Consider the following 25,946-nt stretch of genomic DNA (forward strand, 5'->3'; position numbering starts at 1 on the left):
ATGCGCCGGTTGCGGTCACATGAATACGGTCAGTCTGTCAGCGGGTCATGCTGGATGCGTTCCGGTGGCGCGCCGCGGGCGATCAACGCGGCTTTCGTCGCCTCCACCATGTCGGGACCGCCGCAGATCAGGATCTGCCGGTCACTCCAGCTGCCGTAGCGGGTCACCACGTCGGGAAGCCGTCCGGTCTGGCGGACATGCAGGCCGCGAGGCGGCTGAACATCGGGATAGTCTGTGGCCCAAGGCGGGTCGGTGCTGTACTCGGAGACCGGTGTCACCGACAACCACGGGTTCATCGATGCGATCTGCCAGAGCGTCTTCAGGTCATAGAGGTCGCACGGGTAGCGCCCGCCGAAGAACAGGTGCACGCGAGGGTTCACCCCGTGCTGGGTCATGTCCATGAGGAGGGTCCGCAGCGGTGCCAGTCCGGTGCTGCCGGCGACCATGAGCACATCCTCGCCGGCCCGGTCGATGTGCATGGCGCCGTGTGGGCTGGATATCCGCCACCGGTCCCCGGGGTGGGTTTCGGCGACGATCGCGGTGCTCACCATGCCACCGGTCACCGAGCGGACGTGGAACTCGATGGCGCCGGACCGGTCTGCGGGAATGGCGGGACTGAGATAACGCCACCGCCGCGGCCACTGCGGTACCCGGACTGTCACGTACTGGCCGGGGTGGTAGAACAGTGGCTGGTCGAGGTGCAGGCGGATCACCGAGACGTCGCGCGTGACGCGAAGGTGCTCGATGACGGTGCCGTCGCAGTAGGCCGGGGACTGCTCGGCATCGGCCGCCGCGCGCATCACCCCGATGAACAGCCCGACCGCGTCGTGTGCAGCCTCGGCGATCCGATCGGTGAAGCCGGCACCCAGATGCGTGCGCATCGTGGTGAGCAGGGCGTCCCGCATTGAATCGTAATGCTGTTGCGTCACACCGTATTTACGGTGATCGCGGCCCAACTGGGCGAGGAACGCCACCGGCTCTTCGGCGCGTTGGGCGATGAGTTCGGAGAACAGCCAGGTCACGGCCTGGGCGAAGACCCTGCGTTGCCGCGCCATGTCCGGCGGGAAAAGGTCCCGTGCGGTCAGGTCGGTGGCGAACCAATGGGTGTAGAAATCACGGATCAGGGTGTCGGAACCGTGTTCGGGGTCGACGGCATCGCGGAGTACCTGCAACGCATCACGGTCATCGAGGCCCACGCGGTCGCATTCTAAACGTGCCGATGTGCGGGCTGAACTCACTGCCGCCGATATTGGGCGACGAAATCGGCCTCGGCCTCTTTGGCCTGTTGGATGCTCGGCAGGGACATGCCGAATTCCACGAAATTGCGGGCGGATGAGTGGTCCATGCCCTGTTTGACCAGCATGCTGTACACGAAGTAGTTCAGGCCCGCCTGCGACTTCTTGAGGGCGATCGCCGCGGTCCGCAGGATCTCGTGACCGAGCTCGGACTCGGTCATCCGGCTGGCCCGGGACGAAAGCTGAATCTGTTGCAGCTGACCGCTGATCGCCGCGGTGACACTGACCGTACCTGGCGGATTGGTGACGACGAACAGCGAGAACATGGTTTCTTGTTCCTCGTCGCCTGCCGCCTGAGCGGGTTCGTGGAAGGCGGCAAGGTCGCTTTCCGTGTCGTATTCGGCGTGGGATGTGGCGGCCGGTGTGTCCGTGTAGAGGACGTCGATGTCGACGTCGTCGGCCAGTGGTTGGGGGTCGGAGAAGTCGAACGCGCTCAGCCCGTCGTCGAACCGGTCGTGGTCAGCCATTGCTCAACCCCCTGGATGCGCCGGAAGGGACGGTGTCGCAGCGTGAGTGCTGTCGCACCATCAGGTGTATATCGTGGTGCCGAGCACGGAGGCCTGTGTGGAGTCGGTCTGATCGTATTGGGCGGCGGCCGTATCGAGCATCTCCGACAGTGTCGACGAGACCTTCGCAGCTGCGGCGCACGCGGAGCGGCGGGCGCCGTCGGCAGCCATCACCGCCATGTTCGTGGCAGAGCAGACCGTGCCGTGCGAGCTCCACATGTTCATTGTGGTGCCCTGTGTTGCGGCGGCAGCTTCGGCGATGGCGCCGGCTGCTTCTGTCTGCCGACTCGCCAACTCGCGTAGGTGTGCGGTGGTGACGTTCAAATTTCCCATGGGTATCCCTTCTGGTCAGACCTGGTGGGTGGGTGGATGGGAGACGGTGGGTGCGGCAGTCGGGTGATCCGGATCCAACGTCACGGTGACCGGCCCGGGTACTTGCTCGCGGTCCATGTCGAACTCGAAGTGAATCGGCGCTTGTTCGCCCGCAGTGCCCGGCCCCGTCGGTGCACCTGCAAGTTCAGCGTCCTCAGGCTTGGACTCCGGCTGACGGTCCTTGTTGGCGTCGTCTTCTTTTGCGTCGTCTTCTTTTTCTGGGTCCCCACCGTGTTTTTCGTTGGATTCGGCCTCGCCGGTGGCATCGGGATCCTGGGCCTTCTGGTTCTGCGCGTTCTGCGCGGCTTGCGCACCCTGCTGGGCAGCCTGGCTGATCAACGAACCCAGCGCGCCGCCCAGGCCGCTGAGCAGTCCGCTGGCCTGCCCGACGCCGGACGCGCCGCCAGGCAGTCCACTCGGCAGTCCGCCGGCTGAACCCGTCGACATGCCGGTCGGGGTCACGGTGCCGTATTCGGAGTGGACCGGGGTGCCACCGGATCGGGAACTGCCTGCGCCTGCGCCGGGGTTGCCCCCGCCGCCACCCGAGGTTGTGCTGGCACCGGTGCTTGGAGTCGCGTTGGTATCCGACGGAGTGTGGTTGGTCGTCAAGAGTGGCGAATCGGGCTCGGGCTTGCCGTCAGCCGGCGGATCCTGCTCCGGTGGTCGGGGTTGACTACCACCCGCGGAAGGCGAGAAGAACTGTGCGCCATCGAGTCTCGCGTTCGACGCGACGTCGCGGTAGGAATTGGCGGCCTGTTGGATCGCCCGGGCGTTCTGCATGGAGTTGCTGACCATGTTGGCCATCGCCGGCGTGGCGATCGCCATGCCGCCGGCCACCGCGGCGATCTGAATGGCGACCGAGACCGCTTCGCCGCCGAGCGGGTCGGCCATCGCGATCGAGGCGGGCAGGATGGCGAGTTGGAGAGTCGTTGCGGCACTGTTGAGTTGCTGCACCGTCACACCGAGCTGTTCGGCTTCCTGCGCCAGGACCTGCGCAATGCTGCTGTCGGTCTCGGCGAGGCTTTGCATCCGATTCTGCTGCTTGACGTTCTGCTCGGCGTAGGCGCTCGCGCCGCCGCCCGCCCAGCTGTCGTCCGGAGCTGCCGAGCTGAGCGACTCGCCGACATCGGAGAACTCGCCGGCGCCGTTCGCGAAGCCCGCACCCGTGTCGGGGCTGCCGTCGCCGCACATCTCGGTCATGCCGTTGATGACCTTGAGGCCCGCGTCGATGATCGGGGTTTCCGGCGCGTTGGCGAAGAACTGTCGGCCGATGTCGATCAGGGTGCCCAAGCCGTCGGCCAGTCCGCCGAATGTTCCGCTGAAGATGTCCTTTACGTCGCTGACGATGTCGGAGACGGTGTCGGTGATGTCTTTGACATCCGAGATCTTGCTGACGATGTCGCCGCCGTGGTGACCGCCGGCGGCACCGGATTCCGGGTGGTGCCGACGGGGGTGGCCCGGGTGATGCCCGCCCGGATTGTGTGGAAACCTCGGCGCCATATGGCAACGTCCCCTCTCGTCGCAAATGAGGCTAACAGCGCGTCGGTAGGCCTCGACGCACCAAATTCACGACGGCTTGAGGGGCTAACCGGAAACGAACCCAGTCGGGTCGGCTTGTCGCTAGAGCGCGTGAATACCCTTGTACAGCACCAGAAGTCCGATCACGATGAGGATCCCCGCCATGAGCACCGCATGCTGGCGCTCCATCCAGTCCTTGACGCGGGCCAGCAGTGGATCCAGGCGATCGCCCGATATCGCGTACGCCAGGATGGGCAGTGCCACTGTCGAGCCGGCGATCGCCGCATAGTAGATGACTGCGGGCCATGCCCGGTGTTGGCCGAGTCCGGCGCTGCCGATCGTCAAACCCGCTGCGGCACAGATGAACAGCACCTTGGGGTTGATCGCCGTCAGTGCCGCACCCGTGGCGGCCGCGCGCGCTGGGCTCAGCTTGCTCATGCTGTTCAGCCAGGCCGGGCTGTGTTCGGATTTGGCCCGCGTGAGCCAGCGATAGACGCCGAACACGATGAGGGCGACGCCGAGCACGATGCGCAGCCACGACGCCCATCTCGGTGCCTGGTCGAGTCCGCCGAGCAGGCTCGACACTTCGACGAACACTGCTGTCAGCACGAAGAGCCCGACGAGCCAGCCACCCAGGAACGCCAGTCCGGTGGGCCGTGGGCGGGGTGTGTGCAGTACCAACACGGCCGGGATGATCGACAGTGGCGACAGCGCCACCACGAGTGCCAGCGGGATGAGTTCGGTGAGCACCGATCCCCAGCTTTCGGACATGGTGTGCTCTCCCGTTCGCAGGATTTGTCGGAGACGCTGGCAACGATATGGCCTGAGTGACCCTTAGGCGCCTTCGAACTGGTTGCGGCCCAGGGTGTCGACGAATGTCGGGCCCGAGACGCCGAGTTCGCGTCGGTATGTGTCGGCCCAGCCGCCGAACGGTTGGTGCGCCAGGTATTCGTTGCGGAACCGGTCGTCCTCGGACACTTCGGTCACGCAGAACGCGGGTATCGCGAGGTCCACCACCGGTCCGCCCCGTTCCACCTCGGAGAGCACCAAAGGGGCGTTCGCGCCGAGGAATCGGTCGATGATCCAGCCGTCTTCACCCAGCCAGGCCGAATACCGCACCTTCGCGACCACATGCTCGGCCCGCCGCACGATCTGCCCTGCGACCAGCGGATCGAGATCGCGCTCGGCCTCGTAGCGGGTGCCCCCTACGGCGGGGCCTTTGGCTGTCATGGTTCCGATCGCCTCGTCGCCCAAAGCCTGCACGAGCTCGCCGGGCGTGGTGTCCAGTTCGGTGGGGGCGGGGCCCTGCACCCGGATCCGGACCGCGTAGCCGTCGGCGGCGAACACGTATGCCTGCACGATGAGGGCGGGTGTGGGGTCCGAAGCGGCTACTGCAGGCAATTCGCGGACGAAGAACTTTCGCTCATATTCGAAGTCGCCGAAGCCGTATTCGGACATGGGTAGACGTTAGCCTGGCATTGCCGAAACGACGTGGATCCTCGCCGTGTACCAGCGGCTGTTCCAGGTCTGGGCGCCCGCCGGCCGCGCCGGCCCGGCAAGATGGGAGTCGCCGGTCACCTCGCGGATCGTGCCCGCTGCGAGATGACCGGAAAATTTTCAGACTTGAGCGGAACAGACTCAACCTTGACTGCGTTGGACAAGACGACAAGCATTTTCTCTAACCGAAAAGGGAGGTGTCGTGGACTCGTTCAATCCGACGACCAAGACTCAGGCGGCGCTGACCTCAGCGTTGCAGGCGGCCAGCTCCGCAGGCAACCCGGAGATCCGGCCCGCCCACTTATTGATGGCACTGCTCACCCAGAACGATGGCATTGCCGCGCCCCTGCTGGAGGCCGTCGGTGTCGATCCCGCGACGATCCGCGCCGGAGCGCAACGGCTGCTCGATCAGCTGCCCAGCGCCAGTGGCGCGAGCTCGCAACCGCAGCTGAGCCGCGAATCGCTCGCTGCGATCACCACGGCCCAGCAGCTCGCGACCGAGATGGACGACGAATACGTCTCCACCGAACATCTGATGGTCGGTCTGGCCACGGGTGATTCCGAGGTTGCCAAGCTGCTCACCAACAACGGCGCGTCGCCGCAAGCCCTGCGGGAGGCGTTCACCAAGGTCCGCGGCAGCGCCCGGGTCACCAGCGCCGACCCCGAGGGCAGCTACCAGGCGCTGGAGAAGTACTCCACCGACCTGACCGCGCGGGCCCGCGAAGGCAAGCTCGACCCGGTCATCGGTCGCGACAACGAGATTCGCCGCGTCGTGCAGGTACTGAGCCGCCGCACCAAGAACAACCCGGTGCTCATCGGCGAGCCCGGCGTCGGCAAGACTGCGATCGTTGAGGGCCTGGCCCAGCGCATCGTCGAAGGCGACGTCCCGGAAAGCCTGAGGGACAAGACCGTCATCAGCCTGGACCTCGGATCCATGGTGGCCGGTGCCAAGTACCGCGGTGAATTCGAGGAGCGGCTCAAGGCCGTCCTCGACGACATCAAGAACTCGGCCGGCCAGGTCATCACGTTCATCGACGAGCTGCACACCATCGTCGGCGCCGGTGCCACCGGCGAATCCGCGATGGACGCGGGCAACATGATCAAGCCCATGCTGGCCCGCGGCGAGCTGCGGCTGGTCGGCGCCACCACGCTCGACGAGTACCGCAAGTACATCGAGAAGGACGCGGCCCTGGAGCGCCGGTTCCAGCAGGTGCTGGTCGGTGAACCGTCGGTGGAGGACACCGTCGGCATCCTGCGTGGTCTCAAGGACCGTTACGAGGTGCACCACGGTGTGCGCATCACCGACTCCGCTTTGGTTGCCGCGGCAACCCTTTCGGATCGCTACATCACCAGCCGGTTCCTGCCGGACAAGGCCATCGACCTGGTCGACGAGGCCGCGTCGCGGTTGCGCATGGAGATCGACTCCCGTCCCGTCGAGATCGACGAGGTCGAGCGGCTGGTCCGTCGTCTCGAGATCGAGGAGATGGCGCTGTCCAAGGAGGAGGACGACGCCTCCAAGGACCGCCTGGAAAAGCTGCGCTCTGAGCTGGCGGACTACAAGGAGAAGTTGTCCGAGCTGACCACCCGCTGGCAGAACGAGAAGGGCGCCATCGACGTCGTCCGCGAACTCAAGGAACAGCTGGACACGCTGCGCGGCGCGGCTGACCGGGCCGAGCGTGACGGCGATCTGGCCAAGGCCGCCGAGCTGCGCTACGGCCGCATCCCCGAGGTCGAGAAGAAGCTCGACGCCGCGTTGCCCGTCGCGGAAGCCCGCGAGAACGTCATGCTCAAGGAAGAGGTCGGCCCCGACGACATCGCCGAGGTGGTCGAGGCGTGGACCGGCATTCCGGCCGGCCGGATGCTCGAAGGCGAGACCGCCAAGCTACTGCGCATGGAGCAGGAGCTGGGCAAACGCGTCATCGGACAGGCCGAGGCGGTGGTCGCGGTGTCGGATGCGGTGCGGCGCAGCCGCGCCGGAGTGGCCGATCCCAACCGGCCGACGGGCTCGTTCATGTTCCTGGGCCCGACCGGTGTGGGTAAGACCGAGCTGGCCAAGGCGCTGGCCGAATTCCTGTTCGATGACGAGCGGGCCATGGTCCGCATCGACATGAGCGAGTACGGCGAGAAGCACTCGGTGGCCCGGCTGGTCGGTGCGCCTCCCGGCTACGTCGGTTACGACCAGGGCGGCCAGCTGACCGAGGCGGTGCGTCGGCGTCCGTACACGGTGGTGCTGTTCGACGAGATCGAGAAGGCCCACCCGGATGTGTTCGACGTGCTGTTGCAGGTGCTCGACGAGGGCCGGTTGACCGACGGTCAGGGCCGCACCGTCGACTTCCGCAACACGATCCTGATTCTGACGTCCAACCTGGGTTCCGGCGGTACTCCGGAGCAGGTGATGGCGGCGGTGCGTGCGGCGTTCAAACCGGAGTTCATCAACCGGCTCGATGACGTGGTGATCTTCGACCCGCTCAAGCCCGAAGAATTGGTCTCGATCGTCGATATCCAGCTGCAGCAGCTCGACAAGCGGCTGGCGCAGCGCCGGCTGTCTCTCGACGTGTCGTTGGCTGCCAAGAAGTGGCTGGGTGACCGTGGTTTCGACCCGCTCTACGGTGCGCGGCCGCTGCGCCGGCTGGTGCAGCAGGCCATCGGCGATCAGCTCGCCAAGAAGCTGCTGGCCGGCGAGGTGCACGACGGCGACGTGGTGCCGGTGAACGTCAGCGAGGACGGCGAGGGTCTCGTTCTGGGCTGAGTTCTCCGCCGAGCAGTCGCAGACTCGCACTTTCAGCTGTGAAAGGGTGCGAGTCTGCGTCTGCTCGCGGAAAGAAACCGCACGTAATCGGGTTGTGACCTCACAGAGTTCGAGCAACCGGCCGACCAACAAGTAGGCTATGTCCGATGGTCCCGCTCTGGTTCACGCTGTCCGCACTTTGTTTGGTGGGTGCGGCGGTGCTGCTGTACGTCGACATCGACCGTCGACGTGGGTTGGGACGACGCCGCAAGTCGTGGGCGAAGTCGCATGGCTTCGACTACGAGCACGAGTCCGACGAGATCCTCAAGCGCTGGAAGCGCGGGGTGATGTCGACCATCGGCGACGTCACGGCCAAGAATGTCGTGCTCGGCCAGATTCGTGGCGAGGCGGTATTCATCTTCGACATCGACGAAGTCGCCACGGTGATCGCGCTGCACCGCAAGGTCGGCACCAACGTCGTCGTCGACCTGCGACTCAAAGGCATCAAGGAGCCCCGGGAGAGCGATATCTGGCTGCTCGGCGCGATCGGCCCGCGGATGGTGTATTCCACCAACCTCGATGCCGCCCGTCGTGCCTGTGACCGTCGGATGGTGACGTTCGCCCACACCGCTCCGGACTGTGCCGAGATCATGTGGAACGAGCAGCACTGGACGTTGGTGAGCATGCCGGTCACGAGCACCCGTGCCCAGTGGGACGAAGGGCTGCGCACCGTTCGGCAGTTCAATGACCTGCTGCGGGTGCTTCCGCCCGTTCCGCAGAATGGCTCCGCCGCCCCGGCCAGCCAGGCCGCACTGGTGCACCGGGCCGGGGCGCCGAGTCGCCCGTTGCAGCCCACCGCCGCCGGCCGGCGTGAGCTGCCGCCGGGCCGGGCCGACGCACCGCCCGGACACGGCGACGTGAGCCAGTACACGCAGCAGCGTTCGGAACCGAGCCGTTCGGATGCGATTCGCAGGACGCCGCCTCCCGCGCGCAGCGGGCGGTACGCACCGCACTACCAGCGCTGAGAAACTGACCTCGGGTGGTTGGCTAGTCTCTAGAACATGCCCCGCCCCGTTGCATTGATCACCGGACCTACCTCGGGGCTCGGATCGGGATTCGCCCGCAGGTATGCGCGTGACGGCTATGACCTGGTGCTCGTTGCGCGCGACACCGCACGCCTCGAACAGCTGGCCGCCGAACTCCACGACGACGTGGGTGCCGAAGTCGAGGTGCTGCCCGCCGACCTGGCAGTGGCGGCCGACCGCGCCAAGGTCGCCGACAGGCTCCGGGCCGGCGTACAGGTATTGGTCAACAACGCCGGATTCGCCACCTCCGGTGAGTTCTGGACCAGCGAATTCGCCCGGCTGCAGGCCCAATTGGACGTCAATGTCACCGCGGTGATGCAGCTGACGCATGCGGCCCTGCCGGCGATGGTGAAGGCGGGCAGCGGGACCGTGATCAACGTGGCCAGTGTGGCCGGCCTGGTCTCGGGCCGCGGGTCGACGTATTCGGCGTCCAAGGCGTGGGTGGTCTCCTTCAGCGAAGGGCTGGCCAACGGACTTTCCGGAACCGGGGTGGGCGTGCACGCGCTGTGCCCGGGTTTCATCCGTACCGAGTTCCATGCCAGGGCGGGTATCGACATGGCCAATACGCCGTCGTTCATGTGGCTGGAGGTCGAGGACGTGGTGCGCGAATGCCTGGCCGACGTGGCCAAGGGCAAGGTCGTCATCGTGCCCGGTCTGCTGTACAAGGCGCTCACCGCGGGCAGTCGAATGGTTCCGCGAAACTTGGTGCGCGTCATCACAAAGGCGGTAGGCAACGGCCGTGGCAGAACCTGAAGCACACCTCGGGACACGGTGCAGGCATTGATCGCGGCGGTGCCGGCGGTCGGTCCCATCGGTGCGCACGCCGCGCTGCGGACGAAACATGACTGAACCACTGGGCCCCACCGAATGGGGGCAGACACCCGGGGTTGGACCCTGGTCCGGCCCGGCGCCTTCCGGAGAGGACGCCGCGCGCTACGACCCGGAACTGCTGCGCGACGGCGATACCCGCAATGTCGTTGACGCCTACCGATATTGGACTCGTGACGCCATCATCGCCGACATCGACAACCGTAGGCACGCGCTGCACATCGCGATCGAGAACTTCGGCAACGACGCGAACATCGGCGCGGTGGTGCGCACGGCCAATGCGTTCGCCGTGGATACCGTCCACATCGTCGGCCGGCGGCGGTGGAACCGGCGCGGCGCCATGGTCACCGACCGTTATCAGCGGTTACATCACCACGACACCACCGCGGAGTTGCTGGCCTATGCCGCCGGGGCGGGGCTGACCGTCGTCGCCGTGGACAACGTGCCCGGCGCCACCCGGCTCGAACAGACTGAGCTGCCGCTCAATTGCTTGCTCGTCTTCGGCCAGGAGGGGCCCGGTATCACGCCGGAGGCACAGGCCGGCGCGGCGCTGACGGTGTCGATCGCGCAATTCGGTTCGACCCGCAGCATCAATGCTGGGGTAGCCGCCGGAATTGCGATGCACGCGTGGATCACCCGCCACGCCGACATGTCGAGGGCCTGGTAGGGCAGGATCAGGACCATGGATCAGCTATGGGCAAACCGTGCAGGCAGCGCCGAAGCTGCGATCATCCAACGGCATCTCTCGAAACTCTGGTACCTGCCGGGTACTCAACTCGGCGTGGTGGCCTGGCCGTCGACGCCGAAGTACCGGCATTTCGGTACCTGGCATTACTGGTGGCAGGCCCATCTGCTGGACTGCCTGGTCGATGCGCAGGTGCGCGATCCGCAGCCGGATCGCAAGCTGCGGATCGAGCGGCAGATCCGGTCCCACCATTTGCGCAACACCGGGTGGACCAACGACTACTACGACGACATGGCTTGGCTGGCACTGGCTTTAGAACGCGCAGCGCGGCTGGCCGGGGTCGAGACGCCGGGTGCACTGAAGAAGCTGTGTGCGCAGTTCGTCAATGCGTGGGTGCCCGAGGACGGCGGCGGGATCCCGTGGCGCAAGCAGGACCAGTTCTTCAATGCCCCGGCCAACGGCCCGGCCGGCATCTTCCTGGCCCGCTACGACGATCGGTTGCGTCGAGCCCAACAGATGGCGGACTGGATCGACGACACCCTGATCGACCCGGAAACCCATCTGGTGTTCGACGGGATCAAGGCCGGTTCGCTGGTGCGGGCTCAGTACACCTATTGCCAGGGCGTCGTACTCGGACTTGAAGTCGAGCTCGCGGCGCGCACCCAAGACACCCGGCACGCCGAGCGCGTGCGCCGGCTGGTCGCGGCGGTCGCCAAAGAGATGACCGAGGACGGTGTCATCAAAGGTGCCGGTGGCGGGGATGGTGGGTTGTTCAACGGCATCCTGGCGCGCTACCTCGCGCTCGTGGCGACGACGTTGCCGGGGGAGACCGCCGAGGATGCAGCTGCGCGCGACACCGCTCGGTCAGTGGTGCTGAAATCCGCCGAATCGGCGTGGGATTACCGCCAGACGGTCGACGGTCTGCCGTTGTTCGGACCGTTTTGGGACCGCAATGCCGAAGTCCCGACGGCTGCGGGTCAGGAAGCCGAGTTGGTCGAAGGTGCGGTCAACGCCTCCGCGATTCCCGAGCGGGACATGTCGGTGCAGGTGTCGGGCTGGATGCTGATGGAGGCCGCGTACACCTTGGCGGACGACGCGGACGCGGCGGACGACGCGGACGAGTAGGGACTCACTGTCCGCGTACGTGTCGGGCTACGGGGTCTCGGTGGCGTTCTGCGCCGCCCGCCGGCGCTTGAGCCACTCGAAGAACATCGGCGCGACCGAGGCCAGCACGATGACGATGAAGATCGGTTCCAGCAGCTTCTGGATGATCTGGAACTGGCCCAACCAGTAGCCCAGCAGGACGAGGCCGATGCCCCACACCACCGCACCCAGAACGTTGAACGTCGTGAACACCGAATAGCGCATCTTGGCTGCGCCCGCGGTGATCGGGGCCAGAGTCCGCACGATCGGCACAAAGCGCGCGATCACGATGGCAAACGGCCCACGCTGCTCGAAGAAGGCGTGTGCCTCGTCCAGATACTTCTGCTTGAGTACCCGGGCGTTGGGCTTGAACATCGACGTTCCGATGGTGCGCCCGATGAAGTACCCGACTTGGCCGCCGAGGATCGCTGCCAGTGGGATGAACACCAGCAGCTGCCACAGCTGGAAGTTGGCGTCGACGTCGGTTCCGCGGGCCGCCGTACCCGCCGCGAGCATGCCGGCGACGAACAACAGTGAGTCGCCGGGCAGGACCGGGAACAGCACGCCCGACTCGATGAACACCACGACCAGGATGCCCACCAGCGCCCACGTGCCGAAGAATCCGATGAGGTTGACCGGATCCATAAAACTCGGCATCAGCGCCAGATTGGTCGTAACCTCTGGGATGGCGGTGTCGATCACGAGTCCCAAGGGTACCTGTGCCCTGCCACCGGCCCGCACCTGCGAGAACCCGCGCCGTAAACAACAGCATGGGACCGGAAAGGACGTGCCATGCCCATCGCCACTCCCGAGGTCTACGTCGAGATGCTGAGCCGGGCCAAGGAGCACTCGTTCGCGTTCCCGGCGATCAACTGTGTCGGGTCGGAGAGCATCAACGCGGCCATGAAGGGTTTCGCGGACGCGGGCAGCGACGGCATCATCCAGTTCTCCACCGGTGGCGCGGAGTTCGCCTCGGGCCTCGGCATCAAGGACATGGTCACCGGCGCGGTTGCGCTGGCCGAATTCGCCCACGTGATCGCCGACAAGTATCCGATCACCGTCGCGTTGCACACCGATCACTGTCCGAAGGACAAACTGGACACCTATGTCCGGCCGCTGCTGGCGATCTCGACCGAGCGGGTGGGCGCCGGGCGCAACCCGCTGTTCCAGTCGCACATGTGGGACGGCTCGGCAGTGCCGATCGACGAGAACCTGACCATCGCGCAGGATCTGCTGAAGCTGGCGGCGGCCGCCAAGATCATCCTCGAGGTGGAGATCGGCGTGGTCGGCGGCGAGGAGGACGGCGTCGAAGCCGAGATCAACGACAAGCTTTACACCAGCCAGGAGGATTTCGAAAAGACCATCGATGCGCTCGGCGCCGGTGAGCGGGGCAGGTACCTGCTGGCCGCGACGTTCGGCAACGTGCACGGCGTGTACAAGCCCGGCAACGTGGTGCTCAAGCCCGAGGTACTGGCCGAGGGGCAGCGGGTGGCCGCGGAAATGCTCGGGTTGCCCAGCGGCTCGAAGCCTTTCGACTTCGTCTTTCACGGTGGCTCGGGGTCGCTCAAGTCCGAGATCGAGGATTCGCTGAAGTACGGCGTGGTCAAGATGAACGTCGACACCGATACGCAATACGCCTTTACCCGCCCGATCGCCGCGCACATGTTCACCAATTACGACGGTGTCCTCAAAGTCGATGGTGAGGTCGGCAACAAGAAGGCCTACGACCCGCGCAACTACCTCAAGAAGGCCGAGGCCTCCATGACCGAGCGCGTGATCGACGCGTGTAACGACCTGCACAGCGCGGGCCGCAGTGTGACCGCCGGCTGAGCCGGCAATCAGGCAAGGGCCGGCTGAGCCGGCAATTGGGCAGGAGCCGGCTGAGCCGGCAATCAGGCGGCGTCGAAGTTCTCGGTGGTGGTGTGCACGCCGTCTTCCTGTGATGACGCGGAATTACGGGTGAGCAGCACGGTGCCCAGGATCGCGATGGCCACCAGGGCGGCGATCACCAGCAGCACCGCGATCACCCAGCCCCAACTGCGCCGCGACGGCGCTTGCCCTGCGGCCGGCTGGGGTGCTCCTTCGCGCGGCGGAATCATCTGGGGCGTCGCGGCTTTCGCGGTCGGTGGGGCGAACACCTCGGTCTCGGGGTCCGGCGGAGTGTCGATCGTCTGCGTCGAACCGTCGAAGCCTGACGGTGCGGTGAAGCGCCGTTCTTCGTGCTGCTGTGCGGCTTCTGTCATGGCAGTCGCCGAGCCGATGATCTCGGTGGCGGGCTCGGATTCGGGGTCCACCCTCATTTGCTCGGTCTGGTCGTCGGTGCGCCCCGGCGTACCGACGTCGTCCGGCTCCGATGGATTCGACATCCCTGCTGCGGTCCTCCCGTACGTCGCTACCGGTGGAGCTTATCGGTCGGCGCGCAGAACATCGGTGCACAATAGGGCCATGACGCGGATGGGTGATCTGCTAGGACCGGAACCGGTGTTGCTCCCGGGCGACCCGGAGGCCGAGGACGAACTCGCCGCGGGGGAGAAGCCCGCCGTGGTGGCAGCCGCGCATCCGTCGGCGTCCATCGCGTGGGCCGTGCTGGCCGAGGGCGCGCTCGAGGACGACAAGGCGGTCACCGCCTATGCCTATGCCCGTACCGGTTATCACCGTGGGCTCGATCAGCTGCGTCGCAACGGCTGGAAGGGTTTCGGCCCGGTGCCGTTCAGCCATGAGCCGAACCAGGGGTTTCTGCGCTGTGTCGCGGCGCTGGCGCAGGCTGCCGACGACATCGGCGAGACCGACGAGTTCCAGCGGTGCCTGGACCTGCTCGACGACTGCGATCCGTCGGCCCGCGCCGAACTCGGTTTCGCCTAGGCCCTCACCAGGTCGATTCGCAGGGGCAGTCCCCGGCACTGTCCGGGGTTTCCACCTGCACCGTGGCGTGCTCCAGACCGCGTGCGGCCAACACCGCGCGCGCCTTGTCGAGCACCGTTGCGGCGTCGGCGGTGCTGGTCAGGTGCGCGGTCACCATGTCCTTGCCCGGCACCAGGGTCCACACGTGCAGGTCGTGCACACTGGTGACGCCGTTGACCCCGCCCAGTGCGCGGCGCAGCTCCGCGACGTCGATGTGGCGGGGAGAGGACTCGCTCAGGATGCGCAGGGCCGCGCGGGCCAGCGAGATAGCCCGGGGCAGCACCCACAGCGCCACCAGCACTGCAACCACCACATCGGCATACGGCCACCCGGTGGTGACCGTGACAATCCCGGCGATCAGTACCCCGATGCTGCCGACCGTGTCGGCCACCACCTCCATGTAGGCGCCCTTGACGGCGAGGCTGTCCTTGGAATGCGAGCGGAGCATGAACACCACGACGGTGTTGGCCAGCAGCCCGACGAGTGCGACGACGATCATCGGCACGCCGGGGACCTCGGGCGCGTGACCGAGCCGCTCGAACGCCTCGTAGAGAATGAACCCCGCGACGCCGAGCAGCAGCGCGGCGTTGGCGACGGCGGTGAACACCTCGGCGCGGTGCCAGCCATATGTCCGGGCCGGCGAAGCGCTGCCCTTCCGGGCGAGCAATACCGCCGTCAGGCCCATGAACATGGCGACCAGGTCGGTCAGCATGTGCCCGGCGTCTGCGAGCAGTGCAATGGAGTTGATGGTCAGTGCGGTGGCGAGTTCGACGACGAAGAAAATCGACAAGATAGCGGCGGCGGCGGCCATTCGGCTGATCTTGGTGTCCGGCGAATGGCTGTGATCGTGACCGGCTCCCATAAAAGCAATATATGCGCATAATCGCATATGTCGCAAGTGTCACGTCGGTCAAGGGTTGGCTGGCCAGTCACCTTTGCCCCATTTCCGGAATTGCGGGTGCCGGCGGCTCGTTGTTCATATCGCTATGACTTATGCCAGCTCCTTCGACGGGTCGGTGATCGTCCGCCTGACCGCACGCCTGTTTGCCTGGTGCTACGACCAGCAATTGATCAACGGCGTATCTGTTGAACCCGGCAGTCCGCTGGCGATGCACATCGAGCGGCTGACCTCCGACCGTCACCGCCGTGCGCTGGCAGCCACGCTGCGCCGGGTGCTGAAGGAAGCGCAGGCAGAACCGGTGTTCTTTCCGTCCCGGATACCGATGCATCGGAGCAGCGTCATATCGGCCGTCGACCTGATCAACGAGGTGCGACAACGCTTGGAGGGGCCACGGCCGGTCCGTGCCCACGGTGTTGCCCGGCTACGCATGCTGCTGGCCGACGGTATCGGCCCGTTTTATTCCGAGCGCCGCGATGATCTCACCATCGCGCTGCGCAGCGTCCTCGCCGACCTCTAGGCCGGTCGTCCGGTTACATCCAGGCTGACCAGAACCGGGTTAGCTGCCCGCCGACCTGCATCCAGAACCTCGACATACCGGACAGTTCGCAGACCCAGTAGACGAGGCCGAAGAACCACCGGTTGAGTGTCGGTGTGATGAGCAGGATCAGTAGGATGAAGAAACTCCACTGCTTGGCCGGTTCCAGTGCACGCTGCGTCTCGGGGCTCAGGTGCGGTTCCAGGGCGTTGTAGCCGTCCAGCCCCGGGATCGGCAGCAGATTCAGCACGAGCGCAGTGACCTGCAGAAAACCCAGGAACGCCAGGCCGGACCAGAACACGCCGTGCGCAGGGTCGAAGAACAACCGGGTGGCGCCGAGCAGCAGCACCGCGAGCACCAGGTTGGCCGCCGGACCGGCCAGGCTGACGACGGTGCGCTGGCGGGCTGTCATCCACGACGTGCGCACGTAGACCGCACCGCCGGGAAACCCGATCCCGCCGAGCGCGATGAACAGCACCGGCAGACCCAGTGACAGCATGGGATGCGAATACTTGAGCGGATTCAGTGTCAGGTAGCCGCGCACCGCGACGTCGTGGTCGCCGAACCGCCACGCCGTGAAGGCGTGCCCGAATTCATGTAGGCATAGCGACACCAGCCAGCCGGCCACCACCAGCACGAACACGCCCGCGTAGGCCAAGGCCGGGAACGGCACGGAGACCGCGCCCGCCAGCCAGGCGATCACCCCGCCTGCTGCGGTGATGGCGACGACGGCCAGGAAAACCGGGCTCGGTCGCACCGATTGATGCAGCGGACGGATGTTCACGACTCGACGCTACCGGTTGCTGTGCCGGTCAGCCGACCTTCAGCCAGCCCTCGGTATGCCGGTAGAACGTGGAACGTCGGACCTTGCGCGGCGCTGCCACGCCGTCGCGGGTGAGTTGCGCAGCCGTGGTGCCCAGCTGGGCGGCCCGCCCGGTCACCCAGGTCCGTGGACGTCCGCGTTCGGTGAGCACAGCCGCGCGCAGCCCCGGCAAGATCAGCGTGGGTTCCACGCGCACACCCGGGACCTCGCCGTCGAACAGCAGATGATCGTCCACCACGGCCTCGCCGTGCAGTGCGTGGCCGTCGATGCCGGACCATTGGGCCGCCGCCACGATCACCGAGCCGGTCTCGTCGCGGATCAGCGGTACCCGCCGTGCCGGGGCGCGCAGTGCGCGTCGAGCCGACCAGTAACCGGTGGTGTACGCGACCTCGACGTCGAGCCGGTCGGCCCGCAGTAACGCGGTCAACACGGCCGCCAGCTCGGCTTTCGTGCCGGTGACGATGATCCGGCGCTGGGCTGCCACGGCGTCGAGTTCGACGGTCGGCAGGCCGCGAAGCGGAGGGAGCGCGGTGCGGCCGAAGACGGCGACATCGGCTATATCGCGCGTCCGGTTGGGCAAAATGTGGGCTCCTCGCGTGTGCTGGGATAAGGTGACCTACCGGCTGCGCCACTTAAGACGCGGAGATAGCGGGAGATTACGCCATGCCGGCAATCGTCCTTATCGGCGCCCAGTGGGGCGACGAGGGCAAAGGTAAAGCCACCGATCTACTCGGTGGTCGCGTGCAATGGGTCGTTCGATACCAGGGCGGCAACAACGCGGGACACACCGTCGTGTTGCCCACCGGCGAGAACTTCGCCCTGCACCTCATCCCCTCGGGCATCCTCACACCCGGTGTCACCAACGTCATCGGCAACGGTGTGGTGGTGGACCCACGGGTACTGCTGGCCGAGCTCTCCGGTCTCGAGGACCGCGGGGTGGACACTTCGGGGTTGTTGATCTCGGCCGACGCGCACCTGCTGATGCCGTATCACGTCGAGATCGACAAGGTCGTCGAGCGGTACGCGGGCAGCAAGAAGATCGGCACCACCGGCCGCGGGATCGGTCCCTGCTACCAGGACAAGATCGCCCGCATCGGCATCCGGGTCGCCGACGTGCTCGACGAGAAATTGCTGGCCGAAAAGATCGACGCCGCACTGGAATTCAAGAACCAGGTGCTGGTCAAGATCTACAATCGCAAGGCGCTCGAGCCGGCCGAGGTGGTCGAGAACCTGCTGACCCAGGCCGAAGGTTTCAAGCACCGTGTCGCCGATACCCGGCTGCTGCTCAACCAGGCCCTGGAGCGCGGTGAGACCGTGCTGCTGGAGGGTTCGCAGGGCACCTTGCTCGACGTCGACCACGGCACCTATCCGTTCGTGACGTCGTCGAACCCGACTTCCGGCGGGGCCGCGGTGGGCTCCGGCATCGGCCCCACCCGCATCACCACCGTGCTGGGAATCCTCAAGGCGTACACGACACGCGTCGGGTCGGGTCCGTTCCCGACCGAGTTGTTCGACGAGCACGGCGCCTACCTGGCCAAGACCGGCGGCGAAGTCGGGGTCACCACCGGCCGGGCCCGGCGCTGCGGCTGGTTCGACGCCGTCATCGCCCGCTACGCCACTCGGGTCAACGGCATCACCGACTACTTCCTGACCAAACTCGACGTGCTCTCGAGCCTGGAGACCGTGCCGGTGTGTGTCGGCTACAAGGTCGACGGCAAGCGCACCGACGAGATGCCGATGACGCAGAGCGACATTCACCGTGCCGAGCCGATCTACGAGGAGCTGCCCGGTTGGTGGGAGGACATCTCGACCGCGCGGGAGTTCTCCGATCTGCCCGCCAAGGCGCAGGACTACGTGCTGCGGCTTGAAGAGCTTGCCGGAGCGCATGTTTCGTGCATCGGCGTGGGCCCCGGTCGCGACCAGACGATCGTGCGGCGCGACATCCTGGCTGAGAAGTGACTGGGCCGAATCCCTACGTCGAACAGCATGGCGGTTTCCCGGTATTCACGCCGGCCGATCCCGGACCGGGCTTCGGTCGGTTCGTAGCCGCGATGCGCCGCGCGCAGGATCTCGCGGTGTCGGCCAACCCGGATGGTGACGTCTGGGACGAGGCCGCCGACCGGGTCGAGGAACTCGTCAAGTTGCTCGCGCCGTATGAGGCGGCTGAGGGAGTCGGCCCGGCTAATCGGGTGCCGTCACTGCCAGGTGCGGGCAGCCTGCTGATGCCGCCGTGGACGGTCCGCAAGTTCGACCCCGAAGGCGTCGAACTGCAGGTCGAATTCGGCCGCTACTACGTAGGCGGCAACTACGCCGTGCACGGCGGGGTGCTGCCGCTGTTGTTCGACTCGGTGTTCGGCATGGTGATCCATGCGGCCGGGCGACCGATCAGCCGTACCGCATTCCTGCATGTCGACTACCGCAAGGTGACCCCGATCGACACCGTCCTGACGGCCCGCGGCTGGGTTAGGGAGGCCGAGGGGCGCAAGGCATTCGTCAACGTCGAATTACGTGACGTGGGTGGCAATCTGCTCGCCGAGGCCAACGGCCTGATGGTCAGATTGCTGCCCGGCCAACCCTGAGCCGTGCCAGGATGGCGCGGTGATCCAGCAGCATCTGCACCGATTGTCGACGCCGCGCGCGGCCGCATTGGCCGGCGTGTTGTTCGCGCTGCTGTTCGGCGCCGCCGTCGTGATGATCTGGTCGGCGCTGCCGGCGGGCGATGCGCCCGGTACCCAATGGACAGTCACCGGCAGCGTGCACATCCGGTTGGCCTCGACACTCATGCCGTTCGCCGGTATCGCCTTCCTGTGGTTCATCGGTGTGGTCCGCGACGGCTTCGGACATTACGAGGACAAATTCTTCGCGTCGGTGTTCCTCGGTAGCGGCCTGCTCTTCCTGGCCATGGTGTTCGCCTCGATGTCGGTGGGAATGGCGTTGGCGCACAGCGCCACACACGTGTCCGATCAGTCGGCCCGCACCGAGGTGGTGGCTTTTGCGACCATGCTGCTGGTTGCGTTCAGCAAGACCTATGCCATCCGGATGGGTGCGGTGTTCATGATCTCGCTGGCCACCATCTGGCTCAAGACGGGACTGATGCCACGCTGGCTGGTCTGGAGCACGTATGCGATGGCGGTGGCACTGTTGATCGCCGCTGACGTCTCGCTGTGGCTGGCTCTGGTGTTCCCGGCCTGGGTGCTGGTGGTCAGCTTGTTGTTGCTGGTGCGGGCCGGGGTGATCGGTGGAGGTCAAGAGCAACCGCTCCGAAAATGACGAGATGGCTGCTGCGGGCGCGGTTTGGCGGCCATCACATCATGTTCGAGGTGGTCGGCGCGACACCGTAAACCATGACAGTCTTCTACTCACGGTTCAGTGTCGCCTCTTCCAGGTCGAGCCCGCGCAGCACGGTGCGGAGCACCTCGTCGTCGATGTGTCCGGCGTCGCGCTCGGCGATGAATGTCTTTCGTTCGGTGGCAAGCATTTCCAGCCGTAACCGGCGGAACGCCGAGGTGGGGCTTTCGCCGATGTCGGCGTCGTCGCGGCCCAGTTGTTCCCAGGCGGCGTTGCGGCGCCTCGTATTCCACGTCCGCAGAATCTCGCCGGCCCGTTCCGGCACGTCGGTGCCGGCGGGCTGTTCGGCCAGCAGTTCGTCGAGCCGGTCGGCGGCGGCCCTGGCCGCCCGGTCCTGGGCGGCCGCGGTGGCGATCGCATCGGCGTGGGCCTCGTTGCCTTGCACTCCGAGGACTTTGATGAACCACGGCAGGGTCAGGCCGTGCAGCAGCAGGGTTCCGACCACCACGACGAAGGTGAGGAACACCAGCTGCGGGCGGCCGGGGAACGGGGCGCCGGAGAGCGTCGTGGCCGGCACGCCGAAGGCCGCGGCCAGGGAGACCACGCCGCGCATGCCCGCCCAGGCCAGGATGAACACCTGGCCGGGGGTCGGAGCAGGCTCACGGGCCCGCAGCTTCGCCGACAGCAGCCGCGGCAGGTAGGCGAAGCAGTACACCCAGATGATCCGCACCACGATCACCGCGGTGAGCACGGCCGCCGAGGAGATCGCCAGGGTGGCCGCCGAAATGCCCGTGAGCTCGCCGATCACCTTGGGCAGCTGCAGCCCGATCAGGAAGAACGCGAACGACTCGAGTACGAGCTGCAGTGCCTTCCAGACCGCGGTGTCCTGCAGCCGGGTCGCATAGCCGGCGTCGGTCTCCCGCTGGCCCAGCAGCAGGGCCGCGACCACCACAGCGATGACGCCGGAGCCGTGCACCTCCTCGGCGACGAGATAGATCGTGAACGGGGCCACGAGCCCGATCGCGCTTTCCACCAGCGGATCGTCGAGCCGGGTGCGGATGTAGTGCACCACCATGCCCAGGGCTACGCCCACCACGACGCCGCCGACCGCCGCCAAGGCGAACGTGCCCAGGCCGCGTTGCCAGGTGGCTGCCGCGCCTATCGACGCGGCGAGCGCCACCTTGTACGCGGTCAGGGCGGTCGCGTCGTTGAGCAGGCTCTCCCCGCCGAGCAGCGTCATGATGCGGCGTGGCAACCCGAGCCTGCGTCCGATCGCCGTTGCCGAAACGGCGTCGGGCGGCGCCACGATCGCACCCAGCGTGAGGGCGGCGGGGATGGTCAGCTCGGGCACCGTGTGGAATGCCACGATCCCGACGACCAGCGTCGTCGCCAGCGGCAACCCGACCGCCAGCAGCCCGATGGTCTGGATGTTCTTGCGCATCGCCAGGTAGCTGCTCTCCAGCCCGGCAGACCACAACAGCGGCGGCAGGATGACGTACAGCACCAGCTGGGGATCGAGGTGGACGTCGTGGAGAACCGGGATCGCGCTGGCGGCCAGCCCGGCCACGACCAGTGCCAACGGCGCCGAAACGTCGCAGCGGCGGGCCACGGCGGCCAGCAGCACCGAGACCACAAGAGCCGCCAAGAGTGAGACACCCACGTCGTCGATCCTCCTTCGCGTCCGGTCCTATCCTTGATCAACATGTTGAGGAGATCACGCCGGCAGGAGCCGACCGCGGTGCCCACGACGTGTGAGCACCTCGCCGCCGCCGTGGACGAACCCGAACCGACGACTCCGGGGCGGTGTCAGGAATGTGCGGAGGACGGGGAGAACAACTGGGCTCACCTGCGGATGTGCATGACGTGCGGGCACGTCGGCTGCTGCGATTCCAGCCCACGCCAACACGCCACCGCGCACTTCAAGCAGAGCGGTCACGCCGTCATGCGCTCGGCCGAGCCCGGCGAGAGCTGGCGTTGGTGCTATATCGACCATCGTGTCGGATGACGATCTGGCAGGCTGGGTGACGCGATGAGTGACTCGATTGACGCAGCCCTGGAAGAAGCCGAATCGGTGCAGGAAACCTCCGCTGTTCCGGAGGCGGTAGAGCAGCCGGAGCCGGACGTGGTGGAGCCCGACACCCCGCCGGGGGCAGAGACGACGGCAGAAGCCGATCCCGAGCCCCAAAAGCCCGCGCCACCTGCGGCGCGCCGCCCTACGGTGCTCATGCTGGGCGTAGGTGAGTCCGGCCGCGAGCTCGCGCTTGCGTTCGAGCGGCTGGGCGTGGCCGTCGTAGCCGTGGACCGCGGGGACGACGCCGAAGAACTCACCGCCCTGATCGAGCGGGAACGTCCGCACTATGTGGTGACCGAATCGGGGGCTGTCGCCGCAGACGCGTTGATCGCGGTCGCCGAGACGGGTGAGCGCGAGGTGCTGCCGACGCCGCGCGGTATCCGGCTCAGCCAGGACCGGGAAGGCCTGCGGCGGCTGGCTTCCGATGAACTGGGTTTGCCGACGGTGCCGTTCTGGTTCGCCGGGTCGGTCGATGAGCTCACGGCCGTCGCGGAGCACGCCGGTTATCCGTTGCTGGTCAAGCCGGTGGCAGGACCGTTGCGTGCCGGGCAGTCGGTGTTGCTGCGTCCCGACGATATCGAGCCGGCCTGGGAGCGTGCTACCTCCGTGGGCGGCGCGCAACGGGTGCTGGCCGAGTCGGTGGTCGAGGTGGAGCACCAGATCACCCTGCTGGTCATCCGCACCACCGGGCCTGCAGGCCCGGGCATGCACTTCTGTGAGCCGATCGGTCACCGCGAAGGTGACGATGACGCGTTGGAAGCGTGGCAGCCGCAGCGGCTCGCGCCGGCAGCCATGGACGGCGCGAAGTCCATCGCCGCGCGCATCGTCAACTCACTGGGCGGCCGTGGCGTGTTCGCGGTCGAGCTGCTGGTGCAGGGTGACGACGTGTACTTCGCCGACGTCGCGGTCGGTCTCGAGGACAGCGGGCTGGTCACCGTGCGTTCGCAGCGGCTCTCGCAGTTCGAGTTGCACGCCAGGGCGATCCTCGGCCTGGCCGTCGACACCATCATGATTTCGCCCGCAGCCGCCGAGGTCAGCTATGGCATCGGTGATTCCGACGCCGCGGCGGACAACGTCACCGCGGTGCTCGCCGACGCGCTGGCGACCTCGGAAAGCGACGTGCGGCTGTTCGGCCCCGGTGACGAATCCGACGGCCGGCGTCGGCTCGGGGTGGCCCTGGCCACCGCGCCGGATGTGATCGTTGCTCGCGACCGGGCCCGCCGGGTGGGCGCGGCATTACGCAAGCTCTTCTAGCCATGGCTGACGAAGCAGCGGCCGACCGGCCGACCATGGCGCCTTTTCTGGGTGCGTTGGCGATCATTGCGCTCGTCGTGATCGGCATTGTGGTGGCCAACCTGCGCAGTAGTGGTGACGGACTGTCCGAGGAGCAGCGGGTGGGCCGGGCCGCGGTGGGGCAGAACGACGCCATGCAACGCGAGAACTGGGGCTCGTTCACCGACTACACCTGCCGCGATCAGCGGGGTAATGAGGCTGATTTTCTTGCCCGGCAACGTGATTCGGTGGCCAAGCGGGGGGCCCGGTTTGTCGATGACGTGACGGGCGTACGGATCGACGGCGACCGGGCCACCGGCACTGTCGTCTACCACTTCGACAAGGCACCTGATACGAAGGTCGATGCCGAGACCACGTTCGTGCGCGAGGACGGTGCATGGCGCGTCTGCTCGGGTGTGAAAGACTCACGGCCGTGAGCTATGCCGGAGATATCACGCCGCAGCAGGCTTGGAAACTGCTGAGCGACGACCCTCGCGCCGTGCTGGTGGACTGTCGCACCGACGCCGAATGGCGGTTCGTCGGCGTGCCGGATCTGACCCAGCTGGGCCGTGACGTGGTCTACATCGAGTGGAACCGGACCGACGGCAGCCACAACGATGCGTTCATCGAGGATCTGCAGGAGAAGATCGGTGCCGAATCCGGTACGCGGCCTGTGGTTTTCCTGTGTCGCTCCGGCAATCGCTCGATCGTTGCCGCCGAGGCTGCGACCGCCGCGGGCTATGCCCCGTCCTACAACCTGCTCGACGGCTTCGAGGGCAACCTCGACGAGAACCGCCACCGCGGCGGCACCGGCTGGAAGGCCGTCGGCCTGCCATGGATGCAGGGCTGAGGACGGTATGACTGACAACCCATCTGTCCGGATTCCCGCACAGTTGCCGGACGGTCTCAGCCAGGCCACCATCGGGGTGCGCGGCGGCCTGCTGCGGTCGGAGTTCGAAGAGACCGCGGAGGGTCTGTTCCTCACGTCGGGATATGTCTACGAGAGCGCGGCGGCAGCCGAGAAGGCGTTCACCGGCGAGATCGACCGGTTCGTCTACTCGCGGTACGGCAACCCGACCATCGCGATGTTCGAGGAGCGGTTGCGACTCATCGAGGATGCTCCGGCGTGCTTCGCCACCGCCACCGGCATGGCCGCGGTGTTCACCTCGCTCGCTGCGCTACTGGGCGCCGGTGACCGCCTGGTTGCGGCCCGCAGCCTGTTCGGGTCCTGCTTCGTGGTCTGTAACGAGATCCTGCCCCGGTGGGGTGTGGAGACGGTGTTCGTCGACGGCGAAGATCTCTCCCAGTGGGAGGAAGCGCTGTCGGTGCCGACTCAGGCGGTGTTCTTCGAGACGCCGTCGAACCCGATGCAATCCCTGGTCGACATCGCCGCGGTGTGTGAACTCGCGCACGATGCCGGCGCAAAAGTGGTGCTGGACAACGTTTTTGCCACCCCTCTGCTGCAGCAGGGCATGCCGTTGGGCGCCGATGTCGTGGTGTATTCGGGCACCAAGCACATTGATGGTCAGGGCCGGGTGCTGGGCGGTGCGATCCTCGGCGACAAGGACTACATCGACGGCCCGGTGCGGAAGCTGATGCGCCACACCGGCCCGGCGATCAGCGCGTTCAACGCCTGGATACTGCTCAAAGGCCTTGAGACTCTTGCCGTCCGGGTGGACTACTCCAACCGTTCGGCGCAGACGGTCGCAGAGTTCCTGGAAGGCAAAGCCGGGGTGAACTGGGTGAAATACCCGTTCCTGCAATCTCATCCGCAATACGACCTGGCAAGGCGCCAGATGCGGGGCGGTGGCACCGTGCTGACTTTCGAACTTGACGGCGGCAAGGAACGGGCCTTCGAGATGCTCGACAAGCTGCGCATCATCGACATCTCCAACAATCTGGGCGACGCGAAGACGCTCGTCACGCACCCCGCCACCACGACCCACCGCGCCATGGGGCCCGAGGGCCGCGCGGCGATCGGCCTGGGCGACGGCGTGGTGCGCATCTCCATCGGCCTGGAAGGCACCGAAGACCTGATCGCCGACCTCGACCAGGCCCTGAGCTGAGCGTGTCCCGCGCATCCGACGCCAAGAAGGCCCGCCGCAAGAAGCGGCAGGCCACCCAGGAGTCGCGCTGGGTCCCGCACGAGGTCGTCGAGCAGTTGTCGGCGATGCAGGAAGCCGGCCAAGAGGTCATTGTGGCGGACCTGGTCGAGTTCGATGAGCGAATCACCGAGCGCGGCTGGGCTTTTGACGAGGAAACCTCCAACGACGACGTGGCGGCGTGGTTCTACGAACCGTCCGGTGCCGAGGTGGACGACGGCCTGCCCGTCACGTCCTTGTGGCTCGACGCGGCCGAGGATGGCGCGATCGTCAGGGTGGTGTTCGTTGGTCGCACCGACAGCTACGAGTTCGGCCACGCCGAATTCGTGGAGCACCTCGACGCCATCGAGGCCTATCGCGCCGGGGACCCGGTCCCGGAGTTCCCCTTCTAGCGCG

At 66.5% G+C, this 25,946-nt stretch carries 29 protein-coding genes; 17 read left to right on the top strand and 12 right to left on the bottom strand.

Translation table 11 applies throughout. The annotated features are described in order from the left end of the window. Positions 1-29: 29 nt before the first annotated feature. From H276_RS0105615 to H276_RS0105640, 6 genes are all read right to left on the bottom strand, one after another. The gene (locus H276_RS0105615; protein ID WP_019970326.1) at positions 30-1,196 is read right to left on the bottom strand and encodes an FAD-binding oxidoreductase; all 1,167 of its coding nucleotides are present in this window, start codon (positions 1,194-1,196) and stop codon (positions 30-32) included. 38 nt (positions 1,197-1,234) lie between these two features. Further along, positions 1,235-1,762, bottom strand: coding sequence for a hypothetical protein (locus tag H276_RS0105620; RefSeq protein ID WP_019970327.1), 528 nt, complete (start codon positions 1,760-1,762; stop codon positions 1,235-1,237). A gap of 60 nt (positions 1,763-1,822) precedes the next feature. After that, positions 1,823-2,134, bottom strand: a complete 312-nt coding sequence (locus H276_RS0105625) for an ESX-1 secretion-associated protein (RefSeq protein ID WP_019970328.1) — start codon at positions 2,132-2,134, stop codon at positions 1,823-1,825. 15 nt (positions 2,135-2,149) lie between these two features. After that, entirely contained in the window at positions 2,150-3,673 is a 1,524-nt protein-coding gene (locus H276_RS23605) for an EspA/EspE family type VII secretion system effector (RefSeq protein ID WP_019970329.1), read from the bottom strand. Between the two features lie 120 nt (positions 3,674-3,793). Next, a complete protein-coding gene (locus H276_RS0105635; RefSeq protein WP_019970330.1) occupies positions 3,794-4,462 on the bottom strand; it encodes a GAP family protein in 669 nt (222 codons plus the stop codon). Between the two features lie 63 nt (positions 4,463-4,525). Continuing rightward, positions 4,526-5,149 carry an adenylate cyclase gene (locus H276_RS0105640; RefSeq protein WP_019970331.1) on the bottom strand — a complete coding sequence of 208 codons (624 nt, stop codon included), beginning with the start codon at positions 5,147-5,149 and terminating at the stop codon, positions 4,526-4,528. A 241-nt stretch (positions 5,150-5,390) separates the two neighbouring features. On the opposite strand from H276_RS0105640, the gene clpB reads away from it, so the two are divergent. From clpB to H276_RS0105665, 5 genes are all read left to right on the top strand, one after another. Beyond that, on the top strand, positions 5,391-7,937 hold the full coding sequence (clpB, locus tag H276_RS0105645) for an ATP-dependent chaperone ClpB (protein WP_019970332.1): 2,547 nt from the start codon (positions 5,391-5,393) through the stop codon (positions 7,935-7,937). Positions 7,938-8,083: 146 nt separating this feature from the next. Beyond that, on the top strand, positions 8,084-8,941 hold the full coding sequence (gene ttfA, locus H276_RS0105650; protein ID WP_019970333.1) for a trehalose monomycolate transport factor TtfA: 858 nt from the start codon (positions 8,084-8,086) through the stop codon (positions 8,939-8,941). Positions 8,942-8,977: 36 nt separating this feature from the next. Next, positions 8,978-9,754 carry an SDR family oxidoreductase gene (locus H276_RS0105655; protein ID WP_019970334.1) on the top strand — a complete coding sequence of 259 codons (777 nt, stop codon included), beginning with the start codon at positions 8,978-8,980 and terminating at the stop codon, positions 9,752-9,754. Between the two features lie 88 nt (positions 9,755-9,842). Then, positions 9,843-10,496: an RNA methyltransferase gene (locus H276_RS0105660; RefSeq protein WP_019970335.1), complete on the top strand. Its 654-nt coding sequence runs from the start codon at positions 9,843-9,845 to the stop codon at positions 10,494-10,496. A gap of 15 nt (positions 10,497-10,511) precedes the next feature. Further along, a complete protein-coding gene (locus H276_RS0105665) occupies positions 10,512-11,639 on the top strand; it encodes a glycoside hydrolase family 76 protein (RefSeq protein ID WP_019970336.1) in 1,128 nt (375 codons plus the stop codon). 27 nt (positions 11,640-11,666) lie between these two features. Here H276_RS0105665 and H276_RS0105670 read toward each other — a convergent pair whose 3' ends face one another. After that, entirely contained in the window at positions 11,667-12,314 is a 648-nt protein-coding gene (locus tag H276_RS0105670; RefSeq protein ID WP_196807854.1) for a DedA family protein, read from the bottom strand. Positions 12,315-12,449: 135 nt separating this feature from the next. Between H276_RS0105670 and fbaA the strand changes: the two genes are divergently transcribed. Next, positions 12,450-13,487, top strand: a complete 1,038-nt coding sequence (gene fbaA / locus H276_RS0105675) for a class II fructose-bisphosphate aldolase (RefSeq protein WP_019970338.1) — start codon at positions 12,450-12,452, stop codon at positions 13,485-13,487. 62 nt (positions 13,488-13,549) lie between these two features. Here the strand turns inward: fbaA and H276_RS0105680 are convergent, their stop codons facing one another. Then, positions 13,550-14,023 (bottom strand): hypothetical protein, encoded by a 474-nt coding sequence (locus H276_RS0105680; protein WP_019970339.1) that lies wholly within the window; start codon positions 14,021-14,023, stop codon positions 13,550-13,552. 79 nt (positions 14,024-14,102) lie between these two features. Between H276_RS0105680 and H276_RS0105685 the strand changes: the two genes are divergently transcribed. Continuing rightward, the gene (locus tag H276_RS0105685) at positions 14,103-14,519 is read left to right on the top strand and encodes a DUF3151 domain-containing protein (protein WP_026356625.1); all 417 of its coding nucleotides are present in this window, start codon (positions 14,103-14,105) and stop codon (positions 14,517-14,519) included. A 4-nt stretch (positions 14,520-14,523) separates the two neighbouring features. Here the strand turns inward: H276_RS0105685 and H276_RS0105690 are convergent, their stop codons facing one another. Further along, complete coding sequence (locus H276_RS0105690; RefSeq protein ID WP_019970341.1) at positions 14,524-15,420, bottom strand: cation diffusion facilitator family transporter; 897 nt, start codon at positions 15,418-15,420, stop codon at positions 14,524-14,526. A gap of 124 nt (positions 15,421-15,544) precedes the next feature. Here H276_RS0105690 and H276_RS0105695 point away from each other — a divergent pair, with 124 nt between their 5' ends. Next, on the top strand, positions 15,545-15,976 hold the full coding sequence (locus tag H276_RS0105695) for a hypothetical protein (RefSeq protein ID WP_019970342.1): 432 nt from the start codon (positions 15,545-15,547) through the stop codon (positions 15,974-15,976). A 13-nt stretch (positions 15,977-15,989) separates the two neighbouring features. Here the strand turns inward: H276_RS0105695 and H276_RS0105700 are convergent, their stop codons facing one another. Both H276_RS0105700 and H276_RS0105705 read right to left on the bottom strand, forming a co-directional pair. Next, the gene (locus tag H276_RS0105700) at positions 15,990-16,778 is read right to left on the bottom strand and encodes a site-2 protease family protein (RefSeq protein ID WP_019970343.1); all 789 of its coding nucleotides are present in this window, start codon (positions 16,776-16,778) and stop codon (positions 15,990-15,992) included. A 28-nt stretch (positions 16,779-16,806) separates the two neighbouring features. Then, complete coding sequence (locus H276_RS0105705; RefSeq protein WP_019970344.1) at positions 16,807-17,397, bottom strand: hypothetical protein; 591 nt, start codon at positions 17,395-17,397, stop codon at positions 16,807-16,809. An 83-nt stretch (positions 17,398-17,480) separates the two neighbouring features. Between H276_RS0105705 and H276_RS0105710 the strand changes: the two genes are divergently transcribed. From H276_RS0105710 to H276_RS0105720, 3 genes are read left to right on the top strand one after another with little or no spacing between them, the layout of a single operon-like run. Continuing rightward, positions 17,481-18,776, top strand: coding sequence for an adenylosuccinate synthase (locus tag H276_RS0105710; RefSeq protein WP_019970345.1), 1,296 nt, complete (start codon positions 17,481-17,483; stop codon positions 18,774-18,776). Then, on the top strand, positions 18,773-19,396 hold the full coding sequence (locus H276_RS0105715; protein ID WP_019970346.1) for a PaaI family thioesterase: 624 nt from the start codon (positions 18,773-18,775) through the stop codon (positions 19,394-19,396). Before H276_RS0105710 ends, H276_RS0105715 begins: the two co-directional genes overlap by 4 nt. A gap of 19 nt (positions 19,397-19,415) precedes the next feature. Beyond that, the gene (locus H276_RS0105720) at positions 19,416-20,087 is read left to right on the top strand and encodes a hypothetical protein (protein WP_019970347.1); all 672 of its coding nucleotides are present in this window, start codon (positions 19,416-19,418) and stop codon (positions 20,085-20,087) included. Between the two features lie 85 nt (positions 20,088-20,172). Here the strand turns inward: H276_RS0105720 and H276_RS0105725 are convergent, their stop codons facing one another. Next, the gene (locus H276_RS0105725; protein ID WP_026356626.1) at positions 20,173-21,765 is read right to left on the bottom strand and encodes a Na+/H+ antiporter; all 1,593 of its coding nucleotides are present in this window, start codon (positions 21,763-21,765) and stop codon (positions 20,173-20,175) included. Positions 21,766-21,807: 42 nt separating this feature from the next. On the opposite strand from H276_RS0105725, the gene H276_RS0105730 reads away from it, so the two are divergent. From H276_RS0105730 to H276_RS0105755, 6 genes are read left to right on the top strand one after another with little or no spacing between them, the layout of a single operon-like run. Further along, positions 21,808-22,110, top strand: coding sequence for a UBP-type zinc finger domain-containing protein (locus tag H276_RS0105730; protein ID WP_019970349.1), 303 nt, complete (start codon positions 21,808-21,810; stop codon positions 22,108-22,110). A 24-nt stretch (positions 22,111-22,134) separates the two neighbouring features. Beyond that, positions 22,135-23,430 carry a formate-dependent phosphoribosylglycinamide formyltransferase gene (gene purT, locus H276_RS0105735; RefSeq protein ID WP_019970350.1) on the top strand — a complete coding sequence of 432 codons (1,296 nt, stop codon included), beginning with the start codon at positions 22,135-22,137 and terminating at the stop codon, positions 23,428-23,430. A 2-nt stretch (positions 23,431-23,432) separates the two neighbouring features. Next, the gene (locus H276_RS0105740; protein ID WP_019970351.1) at positions 23,433-23,885 is read left to right on the top strand and encodes a hypothetical protein; all 453 of its coding nucleotides are present in this window, start codon (positions 23,433-23,435) and stop codon (positions 23,883-23,885) included. After that, positions 23,882-24,298, top strand: coding sequence for a rhodanese-like domain-containing protein (locus H276_RS0105745; RefSeq protein ID WP_019970352.1), 417 nt, complete (start codon positions 23,882-23,884; stop codon positions 24,296-24,298). Before H276_RS0105740 ends, H276_RS0105745 begins: the two co-directional genes overlap by 4 nt. Positions 24,299-24,305: 7 nt before the next feature. Beyond that, positions 24,306-25,514, top strand: coding sequence for an O-succinylhomoserine sulfhydrylase (locus tag H276_RS0105750; RefSeq protein WP_019970353.1), 1,209 nt, complete (start codon positions 24,306-24,308; stop codon positions 25,512-25,514). Between the two features lie 2 nt (positions 25,515-25,516). Further along, positions 25,517-25,942, top strand: coding sequence for a hypothetical protein (locus H276_RS0105755; protein WP_019970354.1), 426 nt, complete (start codon positions 25,517-25,519; stop codon positions 25,940-25,942). Positions 25,943-25,946: the final 4 nt, after the last annotated feature.

Origin of the sequence: Mycobacterium sp. 141, assembly GCF_000382405.1 — a bacterium.
GTDB lineage: Bacteria > Actinomycetota > Actinomycetes > Mycobacteriales > Mycobacteriaceae > Mycobacterium.

Coding starts and splice junctions, on each gene's coding strand:
- H276_RS0105620 (WP_019970327.1), bottom strand. CDS start 1,762: ATGGCTGACCACGACCGGTTCGACGACGGGCTGAGCGCGTTCGACTTC.
- H276_RS0105625 (WP_019970328.1), bottom strand. CDS start 2,134: ATGGGAAATTTGAACGTCACCACCGCACACCTACGCGAGTTGGCGAGT.
- H276_RS23605 (WP_019970329.1), bottom strand. CDS start 3,673: ATGGCGCCGAGGTTTCCACACAATCCGGGCGGGCATCACCCGGGCCAC.
- H276_RS0105635 (WP_019970330.1), bottom strand. CDS start 4,462: ATGTCCGAAAGCTGGGGATCGGTGCTCACCGAACTCATCCCGCTGGCA.
- H276_RS0105640 (WP_019970331.1), bottom strand. CDS start 5,149: ATGTCCGAATACGGCTTCGGCGACTTCGAATATGAGCGAAAGTTCTTC.
- ttfA (WP_019970333.1), top strand. CDS start 8,084: ATGGTCCCGCTCTGGTTCACGCTGTCCGCACTTTGTTTGGTGGGTGCG.
- H276_RS0105655 (WP_019970334.1), top strand. CDS start 8,978: ATGCCCCGCCCCGTTGCATTGATCACCGGACCTACCTCGGGGCTCGGA.
- H276_RS0105660 (WP_019970335.1), top strand. CDS start 9,843: ATGACTGAACCACTGGGCCCCACCGAATGGGGGCAGACACCCGGGGTT.
- H276_RS0105665 (WP_019970336.1), top strand. CDS start 10,512: ATGGATCAGCTATGGGCAAACCGTGCAGGCAGCGCCGAAGCTGCGATC.
- H276_RS0105670 (WP_196807854.1), bottom strand. CDS start 12,314: ATGCCGAGTTTTATGGATCCGGTCAACCTCATCGGATTCTTCGGCACG.
- fbaA (WP_019970338.1), top strand. CDS start 12,450: ATGCCCATCGCCACTCCCGAGGTCTACGTCGAGATGCTGAGCCGGGCC.
- H276_RS0105680 (WP_019970339.1), bottom strand. CDS start 14,023: ATGTCGAATCCATCGGAGCCGGACGACGTCGGTACGCCGGGGCGCACC.
- H276_RS0105685 (WP_026356625.1), top strand. CDS start 14,103: ATGACGCGGATGGGTGATCTGCTAGGACCGGAACCGGTGTTGCTCCCG.
- H276_RS0105690 (WP_019970341.1), bottom strand. CDS start 15,420: ATGGGAGCCGGTCACGATCACAGCCATTCGCCGGACACCAAGATCAGC.
- H276_RS0105695 (WP_019970342.1), top strand. CDS start 15,545: ATGACTTATGCCAGCTCCTTCGACGGGTCGGTGATCGTCCGCCTGACC.
- H276_RS0105710 (WP_019970345.1), top strand. CDS start 17,481: ATGCCGGCAATCGTCCTTATCGGCGCCCAGTGGGGCGACGAGGGCAAA.
- H276_RS0105730 (WP_019970349.1), top strand. CDS start 21,808: ATGTTGAGGAGATCACGCCGGCAGGAGCCGACCGCGGTGCCCACGACG.
- purT (WP_019970350.1), top strand. CDS start 22,135: ATGAGTGACTCGATTGACGCAGCCCTGGAAGAAGCCGAATCGGTGCAG.
- H276_RS0105740 (WP_019970351.1), top strand. CDS start 23,433: ATGGCTGACGAAGCAGCGGCCGACCGGCCGACCATGGCGCCTTTTCTG.
- H276_RS0105750 (WP_019970353.1), top strand. CDS start 24,306: ATGACTGACAACCCATCTGTCCGGATTCCCGCACAGTTGCCGGACGGT.